This window comes from Tenacibaculum sp. 1B UA (genome assembly GCF_033978845.1).
Taxonomy (GTDB): domain Bacteria; phylum Bacteroidota; class Bacteroidia; order Flavobacteriales; family Flavobacteriaceae; genus Polaribacter.
Genome location: NZ_JAKVUA010000003.1, coordinates 46329 through 65286, shown reverse-complemented (window position 1 = coordinate 65286; position 18958 = coordinate 46329). Strand labels below are relative to the sequence as shown.

The following is an 18958-nucleotide window of genomic DNA, read 5'->3' as shown; positions in this document are numbered from 1 at the left end:
TTTGAAATATAATGTTTGTATTTTTTTGTTTTCAGAAACTTTAAATTTAATTATAATAATGATACGTAATTATAGTATTGTATTGGTATGTTTAATATCAGTTTTTTTTTCATGTTCAAGTGATTCAACGAAACATGAACCAACTCCAATTTATGATAATTCTTTTATACTAAGTTATGAGGGGGACAAAACAGTGGTAGGGCACTTAGATGAAGGTCAAGTTTTTACCCCAAATGTATATGAGTCTCTAAATAAAAATTCAATATCTTTTACAAATTTTGAAAATAGTTTATTCATAGTGTCTCAAGACGGACCTAATTTTGTTACAAAATTAAACTTAAAAGATCTTGCAGAAGAAGTAGCAGTGACTACATCTAAGGTAAGTAGCCCTTCGTACTTGGCTATGTACTCAGAAACTGATGGAGTAATCATTTCTACTGGTGGAAGAGGAAGACGAAGAACATATGATTTATCGTTTTTTAATGTAAGTGAAGGAGTGAAAGATAAGATTGATGGAGTTTCTTCAAAAGTATTGTTTTCAAAATCAGGAGTATTGGTAGATGGAGAAAACGTATTGATTGCTGACGATAAAGAGTTGAAGGTATTAAATATCAAAGATAAGTCAATAAAAACTACAGTAATATTTGATGATGTAATTTCAGGAATCTTAAAAGATAAAAACAATAAAATTTGGATAGGAACTGAGAAAAGAGTTGAAGATGCTAAGTTTGTAAGTTTGACAACTGATTATGGTATTGATGAAACGGTTACATTAACAGAAGTGAATTTGTATAAGAATAGTATGCTTTCTATAAGTGAATCAAGTAGTTATGTTTATTGGTCAGAAGTGTCAACAGGAGTAATTCACCGTTTTAACACAGAAACAAAAAAAGCAGAAGAGTTTATTAATCCAACTACAGAAGGAATAATGCTTACAACTGTTATAAGAGAGCATCCTACAACAGGTAAAGTTTATGTTATAGGGTCAGAAGATTTTTTTGATACAGATAAAAGTATACTCACTATATATAATGAAGATAAATCTGTTTTTAAAACTGTAAAAGGAATAGGTAACTCGCCAATAGATATTTTCTTCTCTAAAGAAGATTTTTCTGTAAATTAAATATTGTTTATTTATTTTTTAATGCGAAAAAGTTTGTAAAATCAAAATCACTTTATACATTTGTAGCATAATGATAAAACAACAATTAAATAACTGGTGGTGGAAAACTCGTAACTTACGTTAGTGAGACCATCTTGTTATATCTATAATACAACGAAAAGGCTTATCTCATGATAAGCCTTTTTTGTTTTTACATATTAAATGAAATGAAAAAAATTACCTTTAAAACAATAGCAAAAAAACAATTGGCAGATATGATAACGCCAGTTAGCTTGTATTTAAGAACAAGAGACAAGTATGCGAATAGTTTGCTGTTAGAAAGTTCAGATTATCATAGTAAAGAAAATAGTTATTCGTTTTTGTGTATAGAACCTTTGATAACCATCAAAGCAGAAAATGATGAGTTGTTATTGTCGTATCGAAAAGAAGAACTAGAAAGAGAGCCTATTCAAAGAAATTTTTATGAAAAGTTTGATGCGTATAGCAATGTTATTTCGATAAATTGTTCAGAGGAAATAAAATCATTTAATGGATTGTACGGTTATACAACTTTTGATGCGGTTCAGTATTTTGAAACAATTCAGTTAAAATCAAATAAAGCACCTTCCGAAATTCCAGTATTACAATATAGTTTTTTCCGATTTATCGTAGCAATTAATCATTTTAAAAATGAAATGATTTTGATAGAAAATATACCAGAAGGAGAAGAGTCTCGATTATCAGAAATAGAAAACTTAGTAAACTCTCAATCTTTTGCTAAATATGACTTCGCTTTTGAAGGAGAAGAAACATCTAATATTACAGATGAAGAGTTTAAAGAAAATGTTACCAAAGCAAAAGAACATTGTAAGAGAGGAGATGTTTTTCAGTTGGTCTTATCACGCCAATTTCAACAACAATTTAAAGGGGACGAATTTAATGTGTACAGAGCATTACGCTCTATAAATCCTTCTCCTTATTTATTTTATTTTGATTATGGAAGTTTTAAGTTAATGGGATCTTCGCCAGAAGCACAAATTAAGATAAATGAAAGTCAGGCTATTATTAATCCAATTGCAGGAACCTTTAGAAGAACAGGTGATGATGAAAAAGATAGAGAGTTGGCGAAAGAGTTAGCAAATGACCCGAAAGAAAATGCAGAACATGTAATGTTGGTTGATTTAGCAAGAAATGATTTAAGTAAGCACGCAACCAATGTAACGGTAGAAACCTACAAAGAAGTGCAATATTTTAGTCATGTAATTCACTTGGTATCTACAGTAACAGGAAAGATTACAGGAAATCCGATAGAAATTGTGGGAGATACGTTTCCAGCAGGAACTTTAAGTGGAGCACCAAAATACAAAGCCATGGAATTGATAGATACATACGAAAATCAAACCCGTGGATTTTATGGAGGATGTGTTGGTTTTATAGGTTTAAATGGAAATGTAAACCAAGCCATAGCAATTCGTTCTTTTGTAAGTAAAAATAATACCTTGTTTTATCAAGCAGGAGCGGGAATCGTTATCAACTCAAAAGAAGAAAACGAATTACAAGAAGTAAATAACAAATTGGCAGCATTAAAAAAAGCATTAGTGTTAGCAGAAGAAATATAAAATTAGAATTGAGATGTTAGTATTTAGGTGTAGGATATACATGCTTTATCAATACTTAAATCTCAATACTCAATACTATAAATATGAAGATACTAATATTAGATAATTACGACTCGTTTACCTATAACTTGGTGCATTATGTAGAAGATATTACAGGTACTTTACCAGATGTATATCGCAACGATGAAATTTCAGTAGATGAAATTAAAAAATACGATGCTATTATCCTGTCACCAGGACCAGGTATTCCTGATGAAGCAGGTGTTTTGAAAGAAACTATAAAAACCTATGCAGGCAAAATTCCGATATTTGGAGTATGCTTAGGGTTGCAAGCTATTACTGAGGTTTTTGGAGGTGAAATAGAAAACCTGAATGATGTATTTCACGGAGTAGCTACTGAAATGAAAGTGACACAAAATAATACGGTCACTTTCAAAAATATTCCGGAAACTTTTGAAGCTGCACGCTATCACTCTTGGATTGCTTCACGCAACAACTTTCCAGAGGAATTAGAAATAACAGCAATTGATGAAGATGGTAGCATTATGGCATTACGTCATAAAGAATTTGCAATTGAAGCGGTACAGTTTCATCCAGAAAGTATTTTAACTCCAGACGGAAAAAAAATGATTCAGAATTTTATTTCTTTTGCCGAAATCCAAAAGCCAAAAGCTTAAAGCTATTGATATGAAAAAAATACTAAACACCCTATTTGAACAAAAACGATTGACCAAGGAACAATCGAAAGAAGTTTTGATAAATATTGCACAAGAAAAATACAATGCTTCACAAATAGCCGCATTCATTACTGTGTTTTTAATGCGTCCAGTTTCGGTAGATGAATTATCAGGATTTAGAGAAGCTTTATTGGAACTCGCCATAAAAGTAGATTTATCTGATTTTAATACCATCGATTTATGTGGAACAGGAGGTGACGGAAAAAACACATTTAATATTTCAACATTAACCTCATTTATTGTGGCAGGAACAGGACATAAAGTTGCAAAACATGGAAACTATGGAGTGTCTTCTGCTTCAGGATCTTCCAATATGTTGGAGTTTTTAGGATATAATTTTACAAATAATGAAACCACGTTAAAACGTCAATTAGAAGAAGCAAATATTTGTTTTTTACATGCACCACTATTTCATCCAGCAATGAAAGTTGTAGCACCTATTAGAAAAGAACTAGGAGTGAAAACATTTTTCAATATGTTAGGACCATTGGTAAATCCAAGTCGTCCACAAAATCAATTGGTGGGCGTATTTAATTTAGAGGTTGCCAGAGTGTACAATTATATGTTGCAACAATCAGAAGTAAATTATGGTGTGGTACATGCATTAGATGGGTACGACGAAATATCGTTAACAGGAGATTTTAAATTATTTACAAAAGAGGCAGAGCAACAAGTTTCTCCATCAGATTTACGACAAAAACAAATTGCTCCATCAGCTATTTTTGGAGGGAATACTGTTAAAGAAGCTGCGGACATATTTGTGAACATAATTAACGGAAAAGGAACAGAAGCACAGAATAACGTGGTATTAACCAACGCGGCATTTGCCTTAAAAACGTTTAATAAAAACAAGAGCTTTGAAACCGCATTTGAAGAAGCAAAAGATTCGTTATTAGGGTTAAAAGCAAAAGAATCGTTAGAAAAATTAGTAAATTAAAATAAAAAACCATCATTCCGAATGGACACTGAGCGTAGTCGAAGTGGTAGTGAAGGAATCTTTCTGTAAAGAAAATAATTTAGATTACTTCACTTTGTTCGCAATAACAAAAAGAATATAAGATGACTATTTTAGATAAAATAATAGCCTTTAAAAAACAGGAAGTAGCAAAAATAAAAGCTGAAGTTGCTGTTAAAAAATTGGTAGAAAGCCCGAATTTTAAAAGGCAGCCAATTTCTTTGAAAAAATCATTGTTGGAGCCTTATTCAACAGGAATTATAGCAGAGTATAAACGTCAATCGCCTTCTAAAGGAATTATAAATGATAAAGCAACCGTAGCTGAGGTAACAAATGGATATTTAGACGCCAATGTAGCAGCACAATCAATCTTAACCGATACTTCTTTTTTTGGAGGGACCATGGCAGACTTGATGGAAGCACGAGTAATTAATCAACAAAAGCCTATTTTGAGAAAAGATTTTATTGTTGATGGATTTCAAATAGTAGAAGCTAAAGCAATTGGGGCTGATGTGGTGTTGTTAATAGCTACTTGTTTGACAGCTGAACAATTGAAGAATTACGGACAATTAGCAACAGATTTAGGGTTAGAAGTTTTGTATGAAATCCATACGCAGGAAGATTTAGATAAAATCGGAGAGTTGGATAATAAAATCATAGGAATTAACAACAGAAACTTAAAAACGTTTGAAGTTGATTTAGAACACTCAATAAACTTAGCAAGTCAAATACCCGATACGGTAGTAAAAGTTTCTGAAAGTGGAATCTCAGACCCAAGGATTATAACAGGGTTAAAAGAGCATGGTTTTCATGGTTTTTTAATAGGAGAAAACTTTATGAAAACAGAAAACCCAGGTCAAGCATGTCAAGAGTTTATCAATCAAATCAGATAATGTCAGTTCGAGTGAATTTATGAGGAATGAATAAATTAGTATCGAGAACAAGTACTTCTCGATACAATTTTCTCACAAAGTTGAAAATTACTCGAAGTGACGAAATATAAATAATATGAAACTAAAAGTTTGTGGAATGAAGTTTATAGAAAATATTCAGCAAGTAGCTGAATTACAACCTGATTATTTAGGGTTTATTTTCTATGAAAAATCATCAAGAAATTTTGAAGGCATCATTCCGAAACTACCCAAAGGAATCAAAAAAGTAGGTGTTTTTGTAAATGAGTATTTGGAGATTGTAGTTTCTTTAATTGAAGAATATCAGCTGGATGCGGTTCAGTTGCATGGAGATGAATCAGTAGCATATATAAAGGAGTTAAAACAGTATTTACCAAAAGTAGAAGTTATCAAAGTATTTGGAATTAAATACGAGTTCAATTTTGAGGTTTTAGAACCTTATGAAGAGGTGGTAGATTATTTTTTGTTTGACACTAAGGGAAAAGAGCGAGGAGGAAACGGAGTAACATTTAATTGGCAAATTTTACAAAACTATAACTCAACCAAACCTTACTTTTTAAGCGGAGGTATTGGTTTAGAGGAAGTTGATGAATTGCAGTCTTTTCTTAAAAGAGAAGCCTCTAAGTATTGCTTTGCCATTGATGTAAATAGCAAGTTTGAAACCAAGCCAGGAATAAAATCAGTAAAAGAATTAAAGAAGTTTAAAAAAAAGTATTAGTCAAAAATAGTTAAGTGTCATTTCGAACGAAGTGAGAAATCTCTTTTTATGGCTAAATAATAAACGACAAGAAAATGAAATTTCAACCAGACAATAACGGATATTACGGACAATTTGGAGGAGCATTTATACCAGAATTGTTATATCCAAACGTAAAAGAATTAGAAGATAATTATATAAAAATTATAGAATCTGAAGAGTTTCAAGCAGAGTATAAAGATTTGTTACAACACTATGTTGGACGTCCAAGTCCACTATATTTAGCAAAACGATTATCAGAAAAGTATGGAGCAACAATTTATTTAAAACGCGAAGATTTAAATCATACAGGTGCGCATAAGGTAAATAATACGATTGGTCAAATTTTAATAGCAAAACATTTAGGAAAGACTAAAATTCTTGCAGAAACAGGTGCAGGGCAGCACGGTGTTGCTACCGCAACGGTTTGTGCTTTAATGGGATTAGAGTGTGTTGTTTTTATGGGAGAAATTGATATCCAACGTCAAGCGCCGAATGTAGCCCGTATGAAAATGTTAGGAGCTAAAGTAGTACCAGCAACTAGTGGAAGTAAAACGCTAAAAGATGCTACAAATGAAGCAATTCGTTATTGGATTCAACATCCAGACACCTATTATTTAATTGGTTCTGTAGTAGGACCGCACCCTTATCCAGATATGGTAGCTCGTTTACAGGCAGTGATTTCAGAAGAAATGAAAATACAGTTAAAAGAGCAAACAGGGAAAGAAAATCCTGATACTATTATAGCCTGTGTAGGTGGTGGAAGTAATGCAGCTGGAGCTTTTTATCATTATTTGGAAGATGAAGAAGTGGAGTTGATAGCTGTAGAAGCAGCAGGACTTGGAGTTAACTCAGGTGAAAGTGCAGCTACTTCACAATTAGGAGAAGTAGGTGTGATTCACGGAAGTAAGACAATTTTAATGCAAGATGAATATGGACAAATTGTAGAGCCTTATTCAATTTCGGCAGGGTTAGATTATCCAGGAGTGGGACCGTTACATGCTTATTTGCAAGAAACAAAACGAGCAACATTTATGAATGCTACGGATAAAGAAGCATTAGAAGCTGCTTACGAACTAACAAAAATAGAAGGAATTATTCCTGCGTTAGAGAGTGCACATGCCTTGGCAGTATTACCAAAAATGGATTTACAAAAAGATCAAGTGATTGTGGTGAATTTATCAGGTAGAGGTGATAAAGATTTAGAAACGTATATAAAACATTTAGAGTAATTCACCATTTTCCGAACGGAGACTGAGCGTAGTCGAAGTGGTAGTGAAGGAATCTAAAGGTTGAGATTGCTACGTCATTTCATTCCTCGCAATGACGATCGATAGGCGATGTCATTTCGAACGAAGTGAGAAATCTCAGATAAAAGTAGTTTAAAAAAAATATAGAGAAGTAATGAACTCAATTCAACATATATTCAATAAAAAGGAAAACAATTTATTATCAATTTTTTTTACCGCAGGTTTTCCAAAACTAGAAGATACTACAAAAGTTATTGCTGAGTTAAGTAATAGTGGAGTAGACTTTATAGAAGTAGGTTTGCCATATTCTGACCCACTTGCAGATGGGCCAACTATTCAGCATAGTAGTGATGTAGCTTTAAAAAACGGCCTGAACCTCGATGTGGTTTTTAAGCAATTAAAGTTGATTAAAGATTCAAATAAAACGCCTTTGGTATTAATGGGCTATTTAAACCAAATTATTAAATATGGAGAAGATAAATTCTGTAAAAAAGTAAAAGATTGCGGAATTGACACTGTCATTATTCCCGATTTACCTATGGTTGAATACGAGAACCATTATCAACAGTTATTCAAAAACTACGGAATTACAAATGTATTTTTAATTACGCCACATACTTCAGATGAACGCATCCGTAAAGTAGATTCTTTATCAGATGCTTTTATTTATGTAGTTGCTTCAGCATCTATTACAGGTGCTAAAGGCGAAGTTTCATCAGCACAAATAAATTATTTTAAAAGAATTCAAGCTATGAACTTGCAAAGTAAGTTAATTGTAGGTTTTGGTATATCAGATAACAAAACTTTTACGACAGCTTGCGAGTACATGAATGGAGCTATTATAGGGTCAGCTTTTATTAAAGAATTAGAAAAAAATGGGATTGAAGAGATAAGTAATTTTGTGAGAACTGTTAAGGATTGTTAATATATTCCTAATTTTATGAGAATTCTAGTCATAATAAAGTAATTTGGTGATTTAAAATCAAATAACATGACTAAAAAGATACTCTTAGGGATGACATTATTAGCAGGTAATTTTTTATTTGCTCAGCATACGTTAATTCGTAAGCCTATGATAAGCCCTGATGCTTCTCAAATGGCATTTAGTTATTATGGCGATATTTGGCTATATAACTTTAACAATCAGCAAACAAAAAGGTTAACAATTCACAAAGGTTACGAAAGTAACCCTGTTTGGAATGAAACAGGAACTGAAATTGCATTTTCATCAAATAGAAAGGGAAATGATAATGTATTTGTAACTTCTATAAAAGGAGGAGTTCCAAAACAGTTAACATACTACCCAACAGCCAATGTTCCTACAGATTGGACAAAAGAAGGAGATATCGTTTTTACGACTGGTCGCGTGTTAAGAGGTCCAGAGTGGGATAAACAAATGTATGTAGTTAATGAAAAGGGAGAAACACCTCGTCGATTATTAACTGCTTATGGTGAAATGGCTTCAGTATCTCCTAACGGAAAATTAATCGCTTTTACCAAAGGAGCATGTCGTATTGCTCGTGAAGATTATTCTGGTTCTGCGCAACGTGATATTTGGGTTTATAATACTGAAACAAATGAATATCATCAAATAACGAGGAGTAACAAGAATGATCACTCTCCTGTTTGGGATACCGCGGGGAATTTATACTACATCGGAGCAAAAAGTGGACGCTATAATATTTATAAACAAGCAATTTCTGCAAATGGAACAGCCAATGGTACAGCTACTCAATTAACGAGACAAACAAAAGACGGTGTACAAACATTTTCAGTAAGTAACAATGGAACGATTGTTTATACTAGTGGGGCAGATATTTTCAAGTTAGAAAATGGAAAAACTCAAAAAATTAACTTAGATATTGTTTCAGATAATCGTTTTGAAGAAGAAGAAACTAAAACAGTTTCGGGAAATATTAGCAATTATGCAGTTTCACCTAACGGAAAAAACGTAGCACTAGAAATTAATGGAGAAATCTTTGTAAAGGAGAATAATAAAGAAAAGAAGCACTCAAACAATGTAAGTAAGCATCCATATAGAGATATAAATCCACAGTGGTTAGATGATAAAACAGTTGTTTTTTCTTCTGATAGAGATGGAGTTTATCAATTGTATAGTGCCGTTTCTACAGATACTTTAGTGGGGTTACACCGTAGTTTAAAAACAAAAGTTTCTAAACTAACAAATAGTAAAGAAGATATTGAGTATTCTTTAGTTTCTCCTGATGGAAAGAAGATAGCTTATCAGGTAGGAAGAGGGATTTTAATGATTGCTGATATTAAAAAAGGAAAGATAACAAATGCTAAAGAGTACTCCAATTCTTGGGCAGCTGCTGAAGGAGTTTCATGGAGTCCAGACAGTAAATACATCGCCTATTCTCAAGAAGACTTAAATTTTGATAGCGAAATTTTTATTCAATCTATAGAAAAACCTTCTACTAAAATGAATGTATCGATGCATCCTAGAAGTGACCGTAATCCAGTTTGGAGTGCTGACGGAAAAAAGTTAGTATTTTTATCAAATAGAAGCGGAATCAATTACGATGTTTGGATGGTTTGGTTGGAAAAATCAGATTGGGAAAAGTCAAAACTAGATCACGAAGAAGGAGCTTATTATCCTGAGAAGAAAGAAGAATCTTCTAAAGAGAAAGACGCAAAAAAAGGAAAGAAAAAGAAGAAAAAAGTAGTTGTAAAAATAGATGAAGATAAAATTTACGACCGTTTAGTACAGGTTACTTCTTTACAAGATGATGAGTATAGTCCTGTGTTTAGTGCAGATAGTGATTTCATTTATTTTTCAGCAACCAACCCTGCTACAGAAAAAAGAAGTACGTATAAAGTTAAATGGGATGGTAGTAAGCCAAAATTAGTGAAAGGAGTTGCTAATGCACGAAACTTTACTGAAAACAAAGGGAAAATTTATTTCACTTCTAGAGGAAAATTAGTTGAGTTAAATACAAAATCTGATAAAGTAACAAGATTGCCTCACAGTGCAACTTATACTACTAATAAATCAGAGGAGTATAAGCAAGTTTTTGAAGAAGGTATACGAGCATTAACTGCAGGTTTTTACGATCCAGAATTTCATGGGTATAATTGGAATGCTTTAGTAAAGAGGTACAAGCCTTGGGTATTGTCAGCAACCACACACGAAGATTATACCTATATGTTTAATTTGTTGTTAGGACAGTTGAATGCGAGTCATATGGGATACCGTGGAAGTGCGCCAAGAAATACAAGTGATAAAGTTGGCGTATTAGGGTTAGAAGTAGAAAACACTAAAAAAGGTGTAAAGGTTTCTTATGTGTTACCAAATTCAGTAGCAGATAAATCAACGAGTAAGTTAAAAGTTGGTGATATTATCACGGAAGTTAATGGACAAGAAATTAAAAAGAATACGAATTTTTACAGCTTACTAAAGAATACACAATCAAAAGAGATTTTACTGAGTTTAAATAACGGTAAAGATGTAGTATTACGCCCAGAAAGGTTGCTAAGAAGTTTACAATATGAGGAATGGGTAAATTCTAGAAAAAAGTTAGTAAATGAATATTCTAACGGTCAATTAGGGTATATTCATATTCAAGGAATGAACATGCCAAGTTTTGAGCGTTTCGAACGTGAATTAAAAGCTAGCGGATATGGTAAAAAAGGAATTGTAATAGATGTGCGTTACAATGGTGGAGGATGGACTACCGACCGATTAATGGCAGTGTTAAATGTAGATCAACATGCATATACTGTTCCAAGAGGAGCAGCAAAGAGTTTGAAAAATCATCAAAAGTTTGCAGATAACTACCCGTTTAATGAGCGAGCTATTTTATCGGTAAACACAAAACCAGTGGTAGCATTATGTAATGAGAATAGTTATTCAAATGCTGAAATTTTTTCACATGCATTCAAAAGTTTAGAGTTAGGTAAATTAGTTGGTCAGCCAACTTTTGGAGCTGTTGTTTCTACAGGAGGTAAGCGATTAGCTAACGGAATGATTCGTATGCCCTTTAGAGCATGGTTTGTAAAGAAAACAGGAGAAAACATGGAGAACGAAGCACCTGCAGTACCAGATTACTTAGTGAAAAATGCACCAGGGTGGAAAGATAGAGGAGAAGATGCTCAGTTAAAAAAAGCAGTGGAGGTGTTGTTGAGTGAAGTAAAATAAACAACTGTAAAAAATAATCTAAACCTCAGGGAAACTTTTAAGGTTTAAAACATAAACTCTCCGTGGGCTTGCCACGGAGAGCTTTATTTACTAAAAACTTCAATTACTCCATTAGCCCCTCTTACTCCGTACTTCGAAGATTCAGGTCCTTTTAATACTTTTACAGATTTAATATCTATAGGAGCAATTTGAGAAAATAAATCTTGGTTTACCACATTGCCATTAAGCACAAATAAGGGTGTTGAGTTACCATTAATAGTATTATTACCTCTTATAGATATATTACCTCCAGAAATGTTAACACCAGGTACTTTTCCTCTTAAATAATCATATATATTAGCGTATTGAAATAAGTTTGAGTTAACAGAGTTATTATCGTTATTAAAAGTAATTAAGTTTTTGTCCTTTCCTTTTAGGATTTTTATCAGGACAGTTTTTTGTCCATTATATTTAATTTTTTGTATTCCTATCTTAGGAGAAAAAGCACTAATTTCTTTAGGTGTTTTTTCTAATTTTATTTTGTATTCTCCTTTAGCATTGGTCCACTTTTTTTGTCTTATATCATCGAAGAGTATAATAGCTCCCGGGACAGGTTTGTTTTTAGAGTCTTTTACAATAATAGATAGTTTTTTAGACTGAGAATTAATAGAAAAATTAAAACATAATAGTGCAACTAGTAAAAATGTGATTTTTTTCATAAAAATAATTTAATGTTGTACAATATATAAAAAAAGGAGAATTTTATAACTGAGCTTGTTATTTTTATTTATCAATGATAAGAAGGTAGTAGTTTAAATTATATTAATAGTTATTTTTACCAAATGAAGCAGATTACAGAACGAGAGTTGTTAGAAAAATTAAAGATAAATTTTGGATACGATAGTTTTCGTTTAGAGCAACAAGCTATTATCGAAAATATTTTAGCAAAAAAAGATACGTTGGTTATTATGCCAACAGGTGGAGGAAAATCTATTTGTTACCAATTACCAGCATTATTTTTTGAAGGTGTTACGTTGGTAATTTCTCCATTAATAGCTTTGATGAAAGATCAAGTAGATAGTTTAAAGGCAAACGGAATTCCTGCTACTTTTTTCAATAGTAGCCAATCAACAGAAGAGCAGCAACAAGTATTTGAAGCTATAGTATCCAAAAGTATAAAGCTGTTATATGTCGCACCTGAAAGTTTATCATTGCTTCAAAATGTGTTGAATCAATCTTATATAAGCTGTATTGCTGTTGATGAGGCGCACTGTATTTCTGCATGGGGACATGATTTTCGTCCTTCCTATAAACAATTAGCATTTCTTAAAAAATCGTTACCAGAAACTCCAATAGTAGCATTAACAGCTACAGCAGATAAAGCAACCCAGCAAGATATTTTAGAACAATTATCTGTTCCAAATGCAGCACAATTTATAAGTTCTTTTAATAGAGAGAATATCGCATTAGAGGTGCGTCCTGCGAATGATAGAGTACAACAAATCATCAAATTCATTCAGAGAAGACCAAACGAAGCTGGAATTATTTATTGTTTGAGTAGAAAAGCTACTGAGCAATTAGCAAAAAAGCTACAACAAAATAATGTTGATGCTAAAGCTTACCATGCTGGATTACCTTTTGAGGAAAGAGCAAAAACACAAGAAGCATTTATAAAAGATGATTGTGAGGTAGTTTGTGCTACGATTGCTTTTGGAATGGGAATCGATAAATCGAATGTTCGTTGGGTAATTCATTACAATATGCCCAAAAATATCGAAGGCTATTATCAAGAGATTGGACGTTCTGGACGAGATGGTTTGCCAGCGAATGCATTATTATTTCATAGTTATGCTGATGTTATTCAATTACGTCAGTTTATAGAAAATACAGGAAATAAAGAAGTACAGGAGGCAAAACTAGAGCGGATGAAGCAATTTGCTGAAGCCACTGTTTGCCGAAGAAAAATATTGTTGAGTTATTTTGGAGAATTGATAGAAGAAAATTGTGGGAACTGTGATGTATGCAAGAATCCTCCCCAATTTTTTGATGGAACAGTTATTGCCCAAAAAGGATTGTCAGCTATTTATAGATTGCAAGGAAAAGAAGGAATGGGTATGGTGATTGATGTACTAAGAGGTGCAAAAAATGCGGCTGTGTTAGATAAGAATTACGATAAGCTAAAAACTTATGGTGTAGGGAATGATATTTCTTGGAGAGATTGGCAGCATTATTTAATTCAGTTAACCAATCAGGGGTATTGTCAAATTGCTTTTCATTTAAATAATAGTTTGCAACTTACTGAGTTCTCAAATAAAGTGCTTTTTGAAGGAGAAAAAGTACAATTAACAACACCAGTGGAGTTTACAAAAGAAGTAAAAACGGTAACAAAAGAGAAAAAGAAAAAAGCAGTTAAGGATACGTTATTTGAACGTTTGCGAAAGCTACGTTATCGCATTGCTCAAGAAGAAGATATTGCAGCCTATTTGGTTTTTAATGATGCTACACTTAAAGAAATAGAAAACGAAAGACCACAATCTGACGAAGAATTTCTAGCAATAAGTGGAGTGGGACAGCGAAAGTTAGAAGTGTATGGAACTGAGTTTATGGAAGAAATCAAAACTTTTTTAAACGAAAAGAAGAAAACTAAAAAAGATACCACTTTAGAAACGTTTAAGTTATATAAAGAAGGGTTTACAGTTGAAGAAATAGCAGAGAATCGTGGATTAAAACCTACTACTATTTTTTCTCATTTATCTAAGTTATATCTAGACGGAAAAGATGTGAGTTTGGATGAGTTTATAGAGGCAGATACATTAGCTTTGGTGGCAAATGCAAAAAAAGTATTGAGAAATGAAACAGCTTTAAAACCTTATTTTGAGTTTTTAGGAGAGAAAGTTCCATATGAAAAAATACGAGTAGGATTGACCATTTTACAAAGGAAAGGTTAGTGCATTATGAATGAGAATTGTTTTCCTGTCGATGCTAATCCAGACGTTATTTTAAACTGTTTTCATATGTTGTTAAGTTAGTTTTTTTACCTTTAGTTTATAAATAGACTTAAACATTTAAATGCCTATGTTTTTTTAAAACAAGAAAATCTTTGAATAACTTTTTTAGTAATTGTAGCTGTTGCAGAACTTATTTTTTTGAATAAAATAATTATTTATGATTTTGTAAAAAAAGCAGAACCAGAGAATAAGTCATTAAAAATTAAGTTTTTGTCAGTTTTACAATTGTTAAACATTTACTTTTGTTATATAAAGGCTTTTTTATTAGAAGTTTTAAATTATAAAATAAATTGATTTCAATTACCTATTAAGGAATTCTTTATACAACAAAAAGTCTTTTAAATGTTATTATTCAGGTTCTATCGTTTCATAATGGGGAGCAATTGCTGTTATCCATCCCTCAATACCAGTAGTATTAGAAGAAATAAAATCGCCAGAACTTTGCTTAAATCGACTTATACCATTAAGTAGCGTTACACCAATAATTTCACTATTGAAAATAGTTAAGCAATAAGTGTCGATGTTTCCAGAAAGTGGAATGAAACTTTCATTTTTGTTAGATAAGTTTAGTTTAACTATGGGGTCTGTTACTGTATAACGTAAGTAGTATAATTTATTACCATCGATAGCTATATCAGGAATGCTAAGTGAAGCATTTTGTGTTACTATTTCTTCAACAAAAGTTCCATTTTTATCAATCTTATTAATAATATTCGTTTCATAAACTGAATAATATATGTAATCTCCATCGACAGCAATACCTTCTGTTCTTATGTTTGGAATTTCAGAAATTATTGCACCCGTATGTGGATCGATTTGATATATTGATTCTTCTTCGCCAATACCACCAACCCACAAAAACTTACCATCGAATGCTATGGCATGCGGAGATTCTAAATTTTTAGGTAACTCCAATTCTTTTTCCAATACTCCACTTGTTTCGTTGTAAAGGTATATTCCTGGCTCTTGGTACCTTCTGTGTTTTAGTAACCATAATTTTTTATCAATGGTATCAGTATCATTTACTACCTGATTATTGCTAGAGAATTTAATATAAGGCTCATTACAAGAGGATATTAAAAATAAAAAAATGATTGACTTTACTAGTACTTTTATTGCTTTCATAATCATTAATAAATTATATTTTAATGGCTTTATGAACTTCATTACTATCATTAGATAGCATAATTTCAAAAAAATAAACACCACTACTAAGGTTAAATAAATCGATGGTTGCTTTACCGTTAACTAAACGGTCTGTTCTACTCATTAAAAAGGCTCCAGAACTATCATAAATTTTATATGAAACGGATTCTAGATATTCAATACTAGATAAATTAATGGTGTTTTTAAAAGGATTAGGATACAGTAACCATTTTTTGTTTTCTTGAAAGTTATCATTTTGATTAGGAATACATCCTAGAGAAATATCAAACTCAGATTTTAAAATATCACCTACTTTTAAATTTACAAAACTATCATTTAAGGTATGGTTAAAAAAGGTTTCATCAATAATAGCATCATTTGCACCCAAAAAGTTTTGAAGTAATGTAGCAAATGTTTGTCTGTAGTCATATTGAACCGTTGTAAGTTGAAAATTATTAGCGCTAGTAGCTTCAGACAAATCAGGATTGGTTCCAGATACACCTCCTTTAACAGGTTTACCAAAAATAAACATAGGTGCTATTTCACCATGGTCTGTACCTAAATTTCCGTTTTCTGCAGCTTTTCTACCAAACTCAGAAAAGGTAAGTCCTACCACATCATCTGCTAAATTTTGACTATTTAAATCATTCATAAAAGCTTCCATAGCACCAGATAATTCTGAAAGTAAATTGTAATGCGAACCAATAACTTCTCCACCTCCTTGAACTTGCGAATCGTGTGTGTCAAAACCATGAATATGCACCATGTATATTTTGGTTTTTAAATCGCCACTTATTAATCGAGCTACTGTTTTTAATTGATTAGATAAGTCATTATCTGGATACGTTGAAGCATTTGTACCTTTACCAAAAGCAGTAGAAATAGCTTCAGAATACGTGTCTGTAGACGAATCGATACCTGTTAAAAATCGTAATTGGTCTCCATAATCTGAATCTGGATAATTTAAAGGTGCCTCACCTAATAACCCATTAACAATAGAATAAAAGTTATTTGGATCTTGCCTTGAAAGGTTTAAAGATAAATTATGAGCTTCTTGAGAATGGAAGCCTAGCGATCTATTAACCGCACCAATCTCTATGGCAATAGGGAAGTTTTGTGTAACTAAATTTGAATAATAACGTTCCATAAAGCGTCCTATCCAACCTGTGCTAGATCCGTTTAAAACACTATTTCCATCGTTTCCTGTTAAATATAAATCATTAGATCTAAAATGACTTTTGTTTTGTGACGGATATCCTACAGATTGCATGATTCGTACCCAACCTCTATCGTATAAGCTTTTAATACCTGTAAGTGCTGGATGTAAACCTATTTGTTGGTTGTTTATAAGTGTTCTGTCTAACGTAATGTATTGATTACTTCCTGTAACCGGAACTTTTATTTTAGGTCTTAGGTTACTGTAAATGTCATACTGATTTAGCGGTACAATGGTGTTTAAACCGTCATTTCCTCCAGATAAATTTACGAGCACTAGTTTTCTATTAGAAATATCTGGGCAATCTATATACGGCATAAATGTTTTTAATGCAGCCTGCAGTTGAAATGGTGTTAAACTAATTGCTGAAGCTGTTGCCGAAAGTTTTATAAAGTTTCTTCTTTTCATAATTACATTAATTGAAATTCAGCTGCATTAATCATGGCAGTAACTAAAGCATCAATACGAGTTTTTACAGTAAAATTGTCGTTATCATTTAAATATCTATTCCATATACCAGTCCAATAATAATCTGGAAAGCCATCTTCTACCAAAAACTGTTTAAAATAGTTTACTCTATCAGTATCAATAGCTTCTGGGTACAATAAATTGGCCATTTCAGATATTAATACATTAGGATCTTGAGCGCCTGTGATGTTATTTCTTACAAATAATACCGTATCTATTGTTGCAGAAATTTCACCCGAACCAATAGTATTTACTCCTTGAATTAAACTTTCAATAAGACTATATCTTCCTATAATTGTATTGGACGAAAACCAATATCTATCAAAGTCTGGTTCTTGAAAATATGCATGGTAACCAGCTACATCAAAAGGACTGAAAAGATCCATACCTGATGTAACAAAATAGTTATCATGTATAAACCTTTTGAAAAAAATATGATAATATTCTAAAGGATTACTAGTAGGATTTGGAATGGATGCATTAAATAATGAACATATTTCAGATACTAATTGTAATGGGCTTTTAATAATGCTTCCTATTGTTTCATCTGTAGCAATACTATCGTCAGCATCGTAAAAATGTTGACTAGAAAGCAGGGTTCTTACCACAGGAACTATTTCAAAATCATTTGCAATTAACAAGTCTGCTAATGGGGTAATAATATCTGTTTCAACTTCATCATCCCATTTACTTTTTACAAAGTAACGATATAGCTTTCTACAGTAAGCTTTTGCGGTTTCTTGTTGGGCAAAAACCATTTCAACAAAATCATCTAATTCCTCAAATATTTCAGTAGTAGTTTCTCTACCAGTAATGGTTTGATTGTTAAAAGCGTTACTAAATGTTTTATTATCGGAATTATGTTGTTCAAAGTTTACATAACCCATCGGAATTCCTGTATCAGGATCAATAATACTTCTGTTTTCTTCTATTTTAAATCCAGAAAACACTTTTGCAGCTTCTTGTATATCTTCTTCTGTATAGTTAGTGTAATTGCCCGGGCCAATTTGCTCTCCTCTTAAAATAGTAAAAAGTTCTAAGTATTCTCTAGCATAATTTTCATTAGGGTTGTATTTATTATTCCTATGATTATCTAAATAGTACAGCATAGAACTATCTAAGGTGATTTTTTTTGCTAAGGTTTTTATATTTCCTAAAGCATAAAAATCTAGTAATCGCAAATAATCATAAAAATAGGTAGCAGCACCAGAACCACCATCTTTTGAAACGGTAAAACAGGTGTGAAAGAAAAATGATAGTTTATGTTTTAAGCTTACTTGGTTAATGGCATTGTACCACCACCATCCTGCAACTATGGCACGTTTTCTAGTCTGTCCCTCAAAATCTCCTGGCAATGTAGGTGAGGAAGTCCAAAATTCATCTGGACTACCTTCTGGAAGTGGGTCATAGGGTTCTTGAAGTGTGTATGGTGAATCAATAGTTAGACTATCAATAGCTTCAGTTGCAGTCATACCTGTAAATACATCTAATTGATTTTTAGTGTAATTAAAGGTGGCACGCCTAAGTAGATGCTTAGCTTTTCTTAAATCTAAGTTACCACTAAGGGGATTAAGTGATGCCATAAATTAATTTTTAGTTTAGTTAGTGGAGATATAACAAAAAATGATTTTAATTATTGTTTGTTATATATTGTTTTTTTGTGTGTAAAAAA

General features: G+C 32.1%; 14 protein-coding genes. 10 read left to right on the top strand and 4 right to left on the bottom strand.

The features are described from left to right. Positions 1-58 precede the first annotated feature (58 nt). The 9 genes from MK851_RS04385 to MK851_RS04345 all read left to right on the top strand — a co-directional run bounded on the left by MK851_RS04385 (position 59) and on the right by MK851_RS04345 (position 11469). The gene (locus MK851_RS04385) at positions 59-1123 is read left to right on the top strand and encodes a hypothetical protein (protein WP_320241793.1); all 1065 of its coding nucleotides are present in this window, start codon (positions 59-61) and stop codon (positions 1121-1123) included. 206 nt (positions 1124-1329) lie between these two features. Then, entirely contained in the window at positions 1330-2721 is a 1392-nt protein-coding gene (locus MK851_RS04380) for an anthranilate synthase component I family protein (protein ID WP_303508045.1), read from the top strand. A gap of 83 nt (positions 2722-2804) precedes the next feature. After that, positions 2805-3398, top strand: coding sequence for an aminodeoxychorismate/anthranilate synthase component II (locus MK851_RS04375; RefSeq protein ID WP_320241790.1), 594 nt, complete (start codon positions 2805-2807; stop codon positions 3396-3398). A gap of 10 nt (positions 3399-3408) precedes the next feature. Continuing rightward, positions 3409-4395, top strand: coding sequence for an anthranilate phosphoribosyltransferase (gene trpD, locus MK851_RS04370; RefSeq protein ID WP_320241788.1), 987 nt, complete (start codon positions 3409-3411; stop codon positions 4393-4395). 122 nt (positions 4396-4517) lie between these two features. Beyond that, entirely contained in the window at positions 4518-5306 is a 789-nt protein-coding gene (gene trpC / locus MK851_RS04365) for an indole-3-glycerol phosphate synthase TrpC (protein WP_320241785.1), read from the top strand. A 136-nt stretch (positions 5307-5442) separates the two neighbouring features. After that, on the top strand, positions 5443-6042 hold the full coding sequence (locus MK851_RS04360; RefSeq protein WP_320241784.1) for a phosphoribosylanthranilate isomerase: 600 nt from the start codon (positions 5443-5445) through the stop codon (positions 6040-6042). Positions 6043-6116: 74 nt separating this feature from the next. Further along, positions 6117-7292, top strand: coding sequence for a tryptophan synthase subunit beta (trpB, locus tag MK851_RS04355; RefSeq protein ID WP_320241782.1), 1176 nt, complete (start codon positions 6117-6119; stop codon positions 7290-7292). Between the two features lie 172 nt (positions 7293-7464). Beyond that, on the top strand, positions 7465-8235 hold the full coding sequence (trpA, locus tag MK851_RS04350) for a tryptophan synthase subunit alpha (protein WP_320241780.1): 771 nt from the start codon (positions 7465-7467) through the stop codon (positions 8233-8235). A 66-nt stretch (positions 8236-8301) separates the two neighbouring features. Beyond that, positions 8302-11469, top strand: coding sequence for a S41 family peptidase (locus MK851_RS04345; RefSeq protein ID WP_320241778.1), 3168 nt, complete (start codon positions 8302-8304; stop codon positions 11467-11469). 83 nt (positions 11470-11552) lie between these two features. Here the strand turns inward: MK851_RS04345 and MK851_RS04340 are convergent, their stop codons facing one another. Further along, positions 11553-12167, bottom strand: a complete 615-nt coding sequence (locus MK851_RS04340) for a TonB-dependent receptor plug domain-containing protein (protein ID WP_320241775.1) — start codon at positions 12165-12167, stop codon at positions 11553-11555. A 123-nt stretch (positions 12168-12290) separates the two neighbouring features. On the opposite strand from MK851_RS04340, the gene recQ reads away from it, so the two are divergent. Beyond that, positions 12291-14396 carry a DNA helicase RecQ gene (gene recQ / locus MK851_RS04335; protein ID WP_320241773.1) on the top strand — a complete coding sequence of 702 codons (2106 nt, stop codon included), beginning with the start codon at positions 12291-12293 and terminating at the stop codon, positions 14394-14396. A gap of 408 nt (positions 14397-14804) precedes the next feature. Here the strand turns inward: recQ and MK851_RS04330 are convergent, their stop codons facing one another. The 3 genes from MK851_RS04330 to MK851_RS04320 are packed head-to-tail and all read right to left on the bottom strand — an operon-like array spanning position 14805 to position 18869. Then, entirely contained in the window at positions 14805-15581 is a 777-nt protein-coding gene (locus MK851_RS04330) for a hypothetical protein (RefSeq protein ID WP_320241771.1), read from the bottom strand. Between the two features lie 13 nt (positions 15582-15594). After that, the gene (locus MK851_RS04325; protein ID WP_320241769.1) at positions 15595-17226 is read right to left on the bottom strand and encodes a DUF1501 domain-containing protein; all 1632 of its coding nucleotides are present in this window, start codon (positions 17224-17226) and stop codon (positions 15595-15597) included. Between the two features lie 2 nt (positions 17227-17228). After that, on the bottom strand, positions 17229-18869 hold the full coding sequence (locus tag MK851_RS04320) for a DUF1800 domain-containing protein (RefSeq protein WP_320241767.1): 1641 nt from the start codon (positions 18867-18869) through the stop codon (positions 17229-17231). Positions 18870-18958: the final 89 nt, after the last annotated feature.